This is a genomic window from Pectobacterium sp. F1-1 (assembly GCF_025643735.1).
Taxonomy (GTDB): domain Bacteria; phylum Pseudomonadota; class Gammaproteobacteria; order Enterobacterales; family Enterobacteriaceae; genus Pectobacterium; species Pectobacterium colocasium.
The window spans coordinates 2342636-2354381 of sequence record NZ_CP104733.1 but is presented as its reverse complement, the minus strand read 5'-3'; the positions used below and the strand labels follow the sequence as shown (position 1 = coordinate 2354381).

Annotated in this window: 10 protein-coding genes; 7 read left to right on the top strand and 3 right to left on the bottom strand. The window is 51.0% G+C overall.

The window, feature by feature from the left end:
* The 4 genes from rsxG to dtpA all read left to right on the top strand — a co-directional run bounded on the left by rsxG (nt 1) and on the right by dtpA (nt 4144).
* Nucleotides 1–630: an electron transport complex subunit RsxG gene (gene rsxG / locus NAL19_RS10360; protein ID WP_263059609.1), complete on the top strand. Its 630-nt coding sequence runs from the start codon at nt 1–3 to the stop codon at nt 628–630.
* Complete coding sequence (locus NAL19_RS10355; RefSeq protein WP_263059608.1) at nt 627–1334, top strand: electron transport complex subunit E; 708 nt, start codon at nt 627–629, stop codon at nt 1332–1334. Before rsxG ends, NAL19_RS10355 begins: the two co-directional genes overlap by 4 nt.
* Nucleotides 1331–1966: an endonuclease III gene (gene nth / locus NAL19_RS10350; protein ID WP_180741027.1), complete on the top strand. Its 636-nt coding sequence runs from the start codon at nt 1331–1333 to the stop codon at nt 1964–1966. Before NAL19_RS10355 ends, nth begins: the two co-directional genes overlap by 4 nt.
* A 657-nt stretch (nt 1967–2623) precedes the next feature.
* Nucleotides 2624–4144, top strand: coding sequence for a dipeptide/tripeptide permease DtpA (dtpA, locus tag NAL19_RS10345; protein WP_263059607.1), 1521 nt, complete (start codon nt 2624–2626; stop codon nt 4142–4144).
* Between the two features lie 109 nt (nt 4145–4253).
* On the opposite strand, the gene cysB is transcribed toward dtpA, so the two are convergent.
* Together cysB and topA are read right to left on the bottom strand one after the other, a co-directional pair.
* Nucleotides 4254–5228, bottom strand: a complete 975-nt coding sequence (gene cysB, locus NAL19_RS10340) for an HTH-type transcriptional regulator CysB (RefSeq protein WP_225088065.1) — start codon at nt 5226–5228, stop codon at nt 4254–4256.
* A gap of 379 nt (nt 5229–5607) precedes the next feature.
* Nucleotides 5608–8205, bottom strand: coding sequence for a type I DNA topoisomerase (gene topA, locus NAL19_RS10335; protein ID WP_263059606.1), 2598 nt, complete (start codon nt 8203–8205; stop codon nt 5608–5610).
* A 390-nt stretch (nt 8206–8595) separates the two neighbouring features.
* On the opposite strand from topA, the gene NAL19_RS10330 reads away from it, so the two are divergent.
* A complete protein-coding gene (locus NAL19_RS10330; RefSeq protein ID WP_180741030.1) occupies nt 8596–8865 on the top strand; it encodes a YciN family protein in 270 nt (89 codons plus the stop codon).
* 75 nt (nt 8866–8940) lie between these two features.
* On the opposite strand, the gene sohB is transcribed toward NAL19_RS10330, so the two are convergent.
* On the bottom strand, nt 8941–9987 hold the full coding sequence (gene sohB, locus NAL19_RS10325) for a protease SohB (RefSeq protein ID WP_263059605.1): 1047 nt from the start codon (nt 9985–9987) through the stop codon (nt 8941–8943).
* Nucleotides 9988–10348: 361 nt separating this feature from the next.
* Between sohB and NAL19_RS10320 the strand changes: the two genes are divergently transcribed.
* Both NAL19_RS10320 and cobO read left to right on the top strand, forming a co-directional pair.
* The gene (locus NAL19_RS10320) at nt 10349–11110 is read left to right on the top strand and encodes a YciK family oxidoreductase (protein ID WP_263059695.1); all 762 of its coding nucleotides are present in this window, start codon (nt 10349–10351) and stop codon (nt 11108–11110) included.
* 18 nt (nt 11111–11128) lie between these two features.
* Entirely contained in the window at nt 11129–11719 is a 591-nt protein-coding gene (gene cobO, locus NAL19_RS10315; protein ID WP_225088061.1) for a cob(I)yrinic acid a,c-diamide adenosyltransferase, read from the top strand.
* Nucleotides 11720–11746: the final 27 nt, after the last annotated feature.

Below are 11746 nucleotides of genomic sequence, written 5' to 3'. Positions count from 1 at the left end.
ATGATAACTACAATGCGCCGCCACGCGACAACACTGGCCCTGTTTGCCGCGTTCACTACCGCCGTCACTGCCGTGGTAAACATGCTGACGGAACCCACGATCTCGCATCAGGCGATGTTGCAACAAAAAATGCTGTTGGATCAGGTGGTTCCCGCTGAGTTATACAATAGTGACATTCAAAAAGAGTGTTACATTGTCACTAATCCGGCATTAGGATCGTCAGCGCCGCATCGCGTATTTATCGCTCGTCAGAACGGAGAACCCGTTGCCGCCGCACTGGAAAGTACCGCGCCGGATGGCTATTCTGGTGCCATTAGGCTGCTGGTCGGTGCCGATTTTCATGGCAAGGTACTTGGTGTCCGCGTCACCGAGCACCATGAAACGCCGGGGCTGGGTGACAAAATCGAAGTACGAATTTCTGACTGGATCACCCGCTTCAGTGGACAAACGGTACAGGGTGAACAGGATGCTCGCTGGGCAGTGAAGAAAGAAGGCGGAATGTTTGATCAATTCACTGGAGCCACCATTACGCCACGCGCCGTCATTAATAGCGTAAAACGCAGCGCCCTTTACCTGCAAACGCTGCCGCCACAAATCAACACGCTGTCCGCCTGTGGAGAGACCCAATGAGTCAAACCAAAGCACTTTTCGTTGAAGGGTTATGGAAGAATAACTCGGCACTGGTTCAATTGCTGGGTCTTTGCCCCCTGCTAGCCGTGTCATCAACCGCGACTAACGCGCTGGGCTTAGGGCTGGCAACCACGCTGGTTCTCACCTGCACCAACATAGCCGTCTCTGCGCTACGCCGCTGGGTGCCAGCGGAAATCCGAATTCCCATTTATGTCATGATCATTGCCTCGGTGGTCAGCACCGTGCAAATGTTGATCAACGCCTATGCCTACGGTTTATATCAGTCTCTGGGGATCTTTATTCCGCTGATCGTGACGAACTGTATCGTCATCGGCCGTGCTGAAGCCTTCGCTTCCAAGCATGCGGTGTTCCCTTCTGCAATTGACGGCCTGGCAATGGGGCTGGGAGCCACCAGCGCGCTGGTGGTGCTCGGTTCTTTACGTGAAATTCTGGGCAACGGCACGCTGTTCGACGGCGCAGATTTGCTGCTGGGCAGTTGGGCTAAGTCGCTCCGCATCGAGGTTGTACACCTTGACTCCCCGTTCCTGCTGGCCATGCTGCCACCGGGCGCGTTTATCGGTCTCGGGCTGTTGCTGGCTGCGAAATATTTGATCGATGAGAAAATGAAACAACGCCGAGCCCGTGCTGCTCTCACCGAAGGGAAAACGGCGCCGGCAACCGATACCGTAGGGGAATCGCTGTGAACAAGGCCAAACGGATTGAGATCTTAACGCGATTGCGAGCCAACAATCCCCATCCCACAACAGAGTTAAATTTCAGCACGCCGTTTGAACTGCTCATTGCCGTCTTGCTTTCCGCACAGGCAACCGATGTCAGCGTCAACAAAGCAACGGCAAAACTCTATCCCGTCGCGAATACGCCAGAAGCCCTGCTCGAACTCGGCGTAGACGGCGTGAAAGAGTACATCAAGACCATCGGTCTGTTTAACAGCAAAGCGGAAAACGTCATCAAGACCTGCCGTTTGCTGTTGGAAAAGCATCAGGGACAGGTTCCTGAAGATCGTGCGGCGCTGGAAGCCTTACCCGGCGTAGGACGAAAAACGGCAAACGTCGTCCTGAATACCGCGTTTGGCTGGCCGACGATTGCCGTTGATACCCACATTTTCCGCGTCAGCAACCGCACAGGATTTGCGCCGGGTAAAAATGTTGAACAGGTAGAGGAAAAACTGCTGAAAGTCGTTCCGGCAGAATTTAAAGTCGACTGTCATCACTGGTTAATCCTGCATGGTCGTTACACCTGTATCGCACGCAAACCACGCTGTGGTTCCTGCCTGATTGAAGATTTGTGCGAATTTGGTGAGAAGATCGACGCCTAATCGATTCGGGGCTGGTGGAGCGCTACTCACCAGCACGATGATCCCACCCTGGCTTATCCCTGACTTTCTTGCAAACAGAATGTGTTACGCGATCCCTGCTCCCACGATCCAGATCCTCACAACCTTTTCTGGCACCTCCGCGCGTAAAAAGGCTGTATAAAAACACACATAACCACTATTTAAGGCTAATAAGTTATTTTTAATAGAAAATTTAGTGATTGAAAGTCACTTTTCGTGATTATATCGACAGTCATCTTATTGGGTATATTTGATCGATTTTTATACTCACTGCATATTTAATAATATGCAAAAGATTAAACCGCATATTCATTCATAGTTAATGATATAAACTTTATTTAAACTAAAAGGCAGATTATATCCCTTTTTAAAAAAAGAAAATACGAAAAACCAAGATAATTATTTGATGTGAAAGCAAGATATGAAATTAAACTCTGCATAACATTTGATTTATAGTTTTATCCGGCAATCAAATCCACTTGTAACAAAACATGTCAAATAGCTTGTCTGTCCGTAAAATAACGTCAATATAACGCCGTTTTTCCTCCCCATAACAATGAAAAGAGGTTGCAGTTTCACTGCCTCACTCTTGTTATTTTCTCGTTAAAAAAAACGAGATATGTAAAATCAGAGGTCTTTGTGTCAACAGCAAACAACAACAGCGAATCCACCGAAAGCGTCAGCATGAACGCGTTCAAACAACCAAAAGCGTTTTATCTCATCTTTAGTATTGAGCTGTGGGAGCGTTTTGGTTACTACGGCCTGCAAGGCATCATGGCCGTTTATCTGGTCAAAATGCTAGGCATGTCCGAAACCGACTCCATCACCCTCTTCTCCTCGTTCAGCGCGCTGGTATACGGTTTTGTCGCTATTGGCGGCTGGTTGGGTGATAAAGTCCTCGGCACCAAACGCGTGATCGTTCTGGGTGCTATCGTGCTGGCGCTTGGTTACACCATGATTGCCTATTCCGGCCACAGTGTGGCGTGGGTTTATATCGGTATGGCAACCATTGCCGTCGGTAACGGTTTGTTTAAAGCCAACCCGTCGGCCCTGCTGTCGACCTGCTACGCGAAGGACGATCCACGTCTGGATGGCGCCTTCACCATGTACTACATGTCGGTGAACATCGGTTCCTTCTTCTCTATGCTGGCGACACCGGTACTGGCCGCACACTATGGCTGGAGCGTCGCCTTTTCCCTGAGCGTGGTCGGGATGATTCTGACGCTGGTCAACTTCATGTTCTGCCGCAAGTGGGTCAGTACACAAGGTTCTCAGCCAGATTTCGAACCGATCAATTTGAAGAAACTTGTCATTACTCTCGCGGGTATCGTGGTGCTGGTCGCACTTTCCACCTGGCTACTGCACAATCAGAGCGTTGCTCGTTGGATTCTGACCATTATTTCAGTCGCCGTTGTCGCCATCTTCATTAAAGAAATTCTGGCGGTAAGCGGTGCAGAACGTCGGAAAATGATCGTCGCGCTGCTGCTGATGCTGGAAGCTGTCGTCTTCTTTGTGTTGTACAACCAGATGCCAACCTCGCTGAACTTCTTTGCGATTCGCAACGTTGAGCACGCCATTTTAGGTTTTTCCTTTGAGCCGGAGCAGTATCAGGCACTCAACCCGTTCTGGATCATGGTTGCCAGCCCGATTCTGGCTGCGGTTTATAACAAAATGGGCGATCAACTGCCGATGGCGCACAAGTTTGCGATGGGTATGGTGCTGTGTTCCGGTGCGTTCCTGGTGCTGCCGTGGGGCGCCAGCATGGCAAACGAACAGGGTATCGTGTCCGTCAACTGGCTGATCCTCTGCTATGGCCTGCAAAGTATCGGGGAATTAATGATTTCCGGTCTGGGTCTGGCGATGGTCGCGCAACTGGTGCCACAGCGTCTGATGGGTTTCATCATGGGTGCCTGGTTCCTGACATCGGCTGGTGCTGCGATTATCGCGGGCTATGTCGCTAACATGATGGCCGTGCCTGAGAACGTCGTAGACCCACACGTGTCCCTTGAGGTTTACAGCAATGTCTTCCTGCAGATTGGCATCGTAACAGGCATCATCGCCGTTCTGATGCTGCTGACCGCGCCGAAACTGACGCGTATGACGCAAGATGTCGCCACTGATGTTCCTGCGGACGCCGCTACGACAACAGCATCCGCCTGATAACCAGCCTGAACCTCTCACGCTGATGTGTGAGGCGTGAAGCGTTTGAATGATAAAAAGCCAGACACTGTCTGGCTTTTTTACGTTGGTGATCCGTTCTGAATGACGTTTATTTCACTGGTAGCGTGACGTCCTTGAACATCGCTTCTATTTCATCATTTGAACGCAGCGCAACGGCCGTATCGACGACATCACGCGTTAAATGCGGCGCAAAACGCTGGATGAAATCGTACATGTAGCTACGCAGGAACGTGCTGCGGCGGAAGCCAATTTTCGTTGTACTGTAGCTGAAAATACTGTTCGCGTTGATGGTCACCAGATCGGTTTCCGTTTGCGGATCAACCGCCATATTAGCAATCACCCCCACCCCCAGCCCTAAACGGACGTAGGTTTTAATCACATCGGCGTCTGTGGCGGTAAAGACAATACGCGGCGTCAGCCCCGCACGGTTAAACGCGGTATCCAGCTCGGAACGCCCCGTAAAACCAAAGGTATAGGTAACGATGGGATAAGCGGCCAATTCTTCAATAGAGATGTCGGTTTTGGAAGCCAGCGGGTGATCGGGTTTTACTACCACCGCGCGGTTCCAGTGGTAGCACGGCAGCATGATCAGATCGTCGTACAGGTGGAGCGCTTCGGTCGCAATAGCAAAATCCGCAGTTCCTTTCGCAACGGCCTCAGCAATCTGCGTCGGCGAGCCCTGATGCATATGCAGCGACACGCGAGGATAGCGATCGATGAAGCCTTTGATGACGCCAGGCAGCGCATAGCGCGCCTGCGTGTGTGTAGTCGCCACGTACAGCGATCCTTTATCGGGATAAGTATGCTCTCCGGCAACCGCTTTGATGGCATCGACTTTCGACAACACTTCACGTGCAATGCGGATGACTTCCTGTCCGGCTGGTGTCACCTGCGTCAGGTGTTTTCCACTACGGGCAAAAATCTGAATGCCCAACTCATCCTCCAGCATACGGACCTGTTTACTGATCCCCGGCTGGGAGGTGTACAACCCTTCTGCAGTAGAAGATACATTCAGGTTGTGATTAACAACTTCAACAATATAACGAAGCTGTTGTAGTTTCATAATTTATCCCATTCCCAATTGAAGTGTGCGCGTGGCATCTCACGACGTTCTGGCGACGTTCCGTTTTATTGACCTTGACTACGCCTTAACCATCTGGCGCATATTTCCATCAATTAATGTCATTTAATCATAAAAATTATTTTTATATAACCATTTTTACATGGCGAAACGATAAAGAACGCAGTGCGTGCGATTATCACCGAGGTAAACCGCATGATTCTCTATCACGGATCAACAATCCTCATGCTACTGCAGGACAATCTTCATACATTTGTTTTATCTGGAGATTTTCTGCGATCGAAAAAGCCAGCCTTGCGGCTGGCTTGATGTCGCGATTTATCACGCATAACTCGGTTATACGCTGGGTAACAGAAAAAAGTTACTTCTTCTCTTCAACCCATTTGCCATCAATGTAAAACGCTGACCAGCCTGTTGCCTTGCCATCTTTTTCTGACGAGACATATTGCTGCTTAGTCTTACGGCTGAAACGCACCTGCGTCTTATTGCCGTCTTTATCAACCGCTGGCGCTTCCGCCAAATAGCGCAGTTTTTCCGGCAAGCGATCTTTGAAGCGCACAAGTTCTTCTACCAGTGGTGCTCGCGTCTCACGAGATTTAGGGAACGTATTCGCTGCAAGGAAAACACCTGCCGCGCCGTCACGCAGAACGAAATAAGCATCGGACTTCTCACAAGGCAGCTCAGGCAGCGGCACCGGATCTTCCTTCGGTGGTGCCACCTCACCATTGCGCAAGATCTTACGCGTATTTCCACAGCTCTCGTTGGTACACGCCATGTATTTCCCGAAACGTCCCATTTTGAGATGCATTTCGGAACCACACTTCTCGCACTCAACAATCGGGCCATCATAGCCTTTGATGCGGAACTCGCCGGTTTCGATTTCATACCCGTCACAGGCTGGGTTATTACCACAAACGTGCAGCTTGCGCTGATTATCAATCAGGTAGCTGTCCATCGCCGTACCGCATTTTTCACAGCGGCGACGGGCGCGCAGCGCGTTGGTTTCAGCATCATCGCCTTCCAACACGTTCAGCACTTCGTTTTCTGGGATCAGATTGATCGTGGTTTTGCAGCGCTCTTTCGGCGGCAGGGCGTAGCCGGAACAGCCCAGGAACACGCCAGTGCTGGCGGTACGAATCCCCATTTGGCGCGAACACGTCGGGCAGTCAATGCTGGTCAACACCATCGCATTAGGACGCATACCGCCTTCTTCCGGATCCTGTTCCGCCTTTTCCAACTGCTGGCTGAATTCATTGAAGAACTCATCCAGCACCGCTTTCCATTCCGCCTGATTATTAGCGACCTGATCGAGACGACTTTCCATCCGCGCGGTGAAATCGTAATTCATCAATTCGCGGAAGTTTTCTTCCAGTCGATCGGTAACGATTTCGCCCATCTTCTCGGCGTAGAAACGGCGGTTCTCTACACGAACGTAGCCGCGATCCTGAATGGTCGAAATAATAGATGCGTAGGTAGATGGACGGCCAATGCCGCGCTTTTCCAGCTCTTTAACCAGTGAGGCATCGCTGTAACGTGCTGGTGGCTTAGTGAAGTGTTGCCCTGGCAGCAGCTTCTGCAGCGACAGCGCCTCGCCCACCGCCACGGTTGGCAGCGTGCGATCTTCATCATTTTTACGCAGCGCAGGCATGACTTTCGTCCAACCATCGAAACGCAGCGTACGGCCTTTCGCACGCAGTTGATAATCTGCGGCCTCCACGATTAACGTGGTGGAATCGTATTGCGCAGGCGTCATTTGGCAAGCGACGAACTGACGCCAGATCAACTGATACAGCTTCTGTGCATCGGCTTCCATATCTTTCAAGTTGTCGGCCAGCACGCCAACATCGGAAGGACGAATCGCTTCGTGCGCTTCCTGAGAGTTTTCTTTACTGCTGTAAAGGTTCGCGGATTCGGGCAGATAGCGCTTGCCGAATTCTTCGCCAATATAGCCACGCACCATCGTCAAGGCATCCTGACTGAGGTTCGTTGAGTCGGTACGCATGTAAGTGATGTAGCCCGCTTCATACAGACGCTGTGCCATCATCATGGTTTTTTTCACGCCAAAACCAAGACGTGTACTGGCAGCCTGTTGCAGCGTAGAGGTGATGAACGGCGCGCCCGGTTTACTGCTGGTTGGCTTATCTTCACGATCGGCCACCTTATAGCGGGCGTTTTCAAGCAAGCTAACCGCCGCCTGCGTTTGCGCTTTATTGACGGGTTTAAACGGTTTGCCGTTGTGGTGCGTCACCTGCATTTGCAGTTGAACATCGCTGTTTGTCAGCAAATCGGCGTGCAATTCCCAATATTCTTCCGGCACGAATGCTTTGATTTCGCGTTCGCGATCGACAATCAGGCGCACCGCAACCGACTGCACGCGGCCAGCGGACAAGCCGCGGGCGATTTTTTTCCACAGTAGCGGGGATACCATGTAACCCACCACGCGATCCATAAACCGACGCGCCTGCTGCGCATTAACGCGGTCAATATTCAACGTGTCTGGTTTTTCAAATGCCTGCGTAATGGCATTTTTCGTGATTTCATTAAACACCACGCGGCTGAAACGCTCATCTTCACCACCAATGATTTCCCGCAGGTGCCAGGCAATGGCTTCCCCTTCGCGGTCAAGGTCGGTTGCGAGATAGATGTGGTCGGCATTTTCCGCCAGCGTTTTTAATTCGGAGACGACCTTCTCCTTACCCGGCAGTATTTCGTAGTTGGCTTTCCAACCATGATAAGGGTCGACGCCCATACGATTAACCAGCGCGGATTTTTCATCCTTTTTGACTTTCTTTTTCGTTTTATCTTTCGTTGAGTCCGCGCTCTTTTTACTGACTGAGCCACTCGTCGGCAAATCACGTACATGACCGACGCTGGATTTCACCACGTAGTCATTGCCTAAATACTTGTTGATCGTTTTGGCTTTTGCCGGGGACTCGACGATAACGAGAGCTTTACCCATATGTACTATTACCTGCTGAATTCTTCTGAAAATCAGATATTTTTCGGGGCATCCAGAGCGGATTCTACTGACTGCGCAAAATCCCACACTCTACCTGATAAATGCTGTCACGCAACCTAATTAGCGTGGAAATCCGGTTTTATCCGCATCCTGCCACACTGAATATCGGCAGGTAAGCCCCTAAAATGTAGCCCATTTGCATCATAATCTACGCTTTACGCTGAAACCGTATCGCAGTACCCTTTCTTTTTATGCAGCTTTTGAAATAACCCGACGGAGGGATGAAATCACTACGTTGGTTTTCGAAACAGCATTGTTTATGTTGTTTATATGATTGTTCATATAATGCGATACGCCCTTTTTTCAAGGGTGAGTACAGGAGTAAAAATCATGTCACCTGAATATCAGGTTAACGAAGAAAAGCGTCCTATCGACCGCCAGAGCTTATTAGTTGAAGCCAATGACATCATTAAACAGCACGATGATTATTTGCATGGCATGGTCGCAGATAGCGTAGAACAAAAAAACGGCGTGCTGGTTTTTCGCGGTGAGTTTTTTCTCGATGAGAATGGAATGCCAACCTTAAAAAGCACCGCGGTATTTAACATGTTCAAGCATCTTGCGCATGTTTTGTCCGAGAAATATGACCTGATCGATTAAATAGCATGATGGATTAAATGCAAATGCCCGCACATTCGCGGGCATTTAATTTGTGCAAGCCACTACGCTGAGCGATTACAGCAGAGGCTTTGAACCCCGTTGCCACCAACGCAGCATCAGTCGTTCTGCGGTATCACCTGCGCTGCCCGTCAGACGATCCAGCAGGCGTTTACGCCGCGTGTAGCGAACGCTTAACACTTCATGGCTAGCCATTTCAGCAATCAGCAGGTCGTCACTGGTACCGATGGCGTCAATCAACCCCAGATCTTTCGCCTGCGTGCCAAACCAATGCTCTCCCGTCGCCACCGCATCAATATCCAACGAGGGGCGCATCTGCTGGACAAAATCCTTAAACAGCGTATGCGTGACATTCAGGTCTTCGCGGAATTTCTCACGGCCTTGCTCGGTATTTTCACCAAACAGCGTCAACGTACGCTTGAATTCACCGGCGGTGTGCAGCTCAACATCAATGTCTTTGTTCTTCAGCAAACGATGGAAATTGGGAATCTGCGCGACGACGCCAATAGATCCCACAATCGCAAACGGAGCCGCGACGATGCGGTCAGCCACACAGGCCATCATATAGCCACCGCTGGCGGCCACTTTATCCACGGCGACGGTCAAGCGCACTCCGCCCTGGCGTAAACGTTGTAATTGCGAGGCCGCCAGCCCATAGCCATGCACCACACCGCCAGGGCTTTCGAGGCGTAACAGCACTTCATCTTTCGGTTTCGCGACAGCCAGCACAGCAGAGATCTCTTCTCGCAACGAGCTCACTTCACCGGCATCCATACTGCCGTTGAAATCAAGTACGTACAGGCACGGTTTTACACTTTTTTCCTCGCCACGTTTGGCGCGCTGCTTATCTTGCTTCGCCGTTTCTTTATCTTTCTTCTTTTCTTGTTTCGATAACAGCTTCCGTTCGGTGTCGCTCATACAGGCCATCTGCATTTCGCGTTGCATTTCCTGATATTGCTCGCCCAGGTTCATGACCTGCAACTCACCTTTATGCTGGCGCTTACGTTGCGTCATCCCGAATGCCAGAACGACTAACGCACTAATAGCCACCACGATAGTGAGTACCTTAGCCAGGAATAAACCGTACAGAGAAAGTAATTCCACAAACACCGTCCTCATTGACTGCGTATTAATTAATGTTGGTTTACTCACCAACCATGGCATTGACGTCGTGCGCCATTCCCTTCTTATAACCTAACTGATGGCACGCAATATGGCGATGTTATTCCTGCGTTTTTTATGCCTATTGCTGCTTTTTACAACAGCACCGGGAGAAATAGAGGCAGTCTCATTGAAAACGGTCGACATTTGAGGCATAACACCCCCATTCATCCTGCCGAATGCGCCGTCATCTGGCGTTCCGAGCGGCGCAGCCCGACACAGTTGGCTTCGCCGTGCCGATACATGATGGCAGGTCTATTATCTGAAGCGTGGCGGTTTTGTGCCACGACAAGAGGAATTCATTGTGCATTACCAGCCTAAAATCGATTTACTGCAAAACCGCATCATTCTGGTGACCGGTGCTGGCGACGGCATTGGCCGGGAAGCCGCCCTGACCTATGCCCGTCACGGCGCACATGTCATCTTGTTGGGGCGCACAGAAAGCAAACTTCAGGTGGTTAAACAGCAGATCGAGCAGGAACACGGTACATCAGCACACGTGGTCGTCTGCGATATGCTGACCCTATCTTCCGCGCAGTGCTTTCAACTGGCTGACGAACTGGCGCAGGTTGTGCCACATCTGGACGGTGTTCTCCACAACGCCGGACTGCTCGGGGAGATCGCGCCTGTCACAGAGCAAACGCCAGAGATCTGGCATCAGGTAATGCAGGTCAACGTCAACGCCACCTTTATGCTGACACAGGCACTGCTGCCTCTGTTACTGAAATCACCTTGCGCGTCTCTGGTTTTCACCAGTTCCAGCGTAGGCCGCGAAGGCCGCGCTGGCTGGGGAGCCTACTCCGTATCCAAATTTGCGACAGAAGGCCTGATGCAGGTACTGGCAGAAGAATACCGTTCACAAAATCTACGCGTGAACTGTATCAATCCCGGCGGAACGCGTACGGCAATGCGTGCATCGGCATTCCCCAGCGAAGATCCGATGAGACTGAAAACACCAGCAGATATTATGCCGTTGTATCTCTACCTGATGGGCGATGACAGCCGCCGCAAGACGGGGATGAGTTTTGACGCACAGCCAGGCAGAAAAGCCGGTCCAGCCGAATAATAGAGAAGAACACGCACGATGAGCGATGAACGCCACCAGCAGCGTCAGCAGCGACTGAAAGAAAAGGTCGACGCCCGTATTGCCGCCGCGAATGAAACGCGCGGTATCCTGATCGTTTTCACTGGCAATGGGAAAGGCAAGACGACAGCCGCATTCGGCACCGTCACGCGGGCAATAGGTCACGGATTACGCGCGGGCGTGATCCAGTTTATCAAAGGCGAATGGCCAAACGGTGAGAAGAACCTGCTGCAACAGCACGGTGTGGAATTTCAGGTCATGGCGACAGGCTTCACCTGGGAGACGCAGAACCGCCAGACAGATACGGAAGCCGCACAGCGTGTCTGGCAACATGGCAAACGAATGCTGGCCGATTCACAACTCGATCTCGTCGTGTTGGACGAACTGACGTATATGCTTAGCTATGATTATCTGGATTTAAGTGACGTTGTCACTGCATTAAAGCAGCGTCCTGCCGGACAGACGGTCATCATTACTGGCCGCGGCTGTCATCGTGACTTACTGGAAATGGCCGATACCGTGACGGAAATGCGCCCGGTAAAACATGCGTTTGATAGCGGGATTCAGGCACAGCAGGGGATTGACTGGTAAAGCCACTATCACGAGAAAAGAAATGTA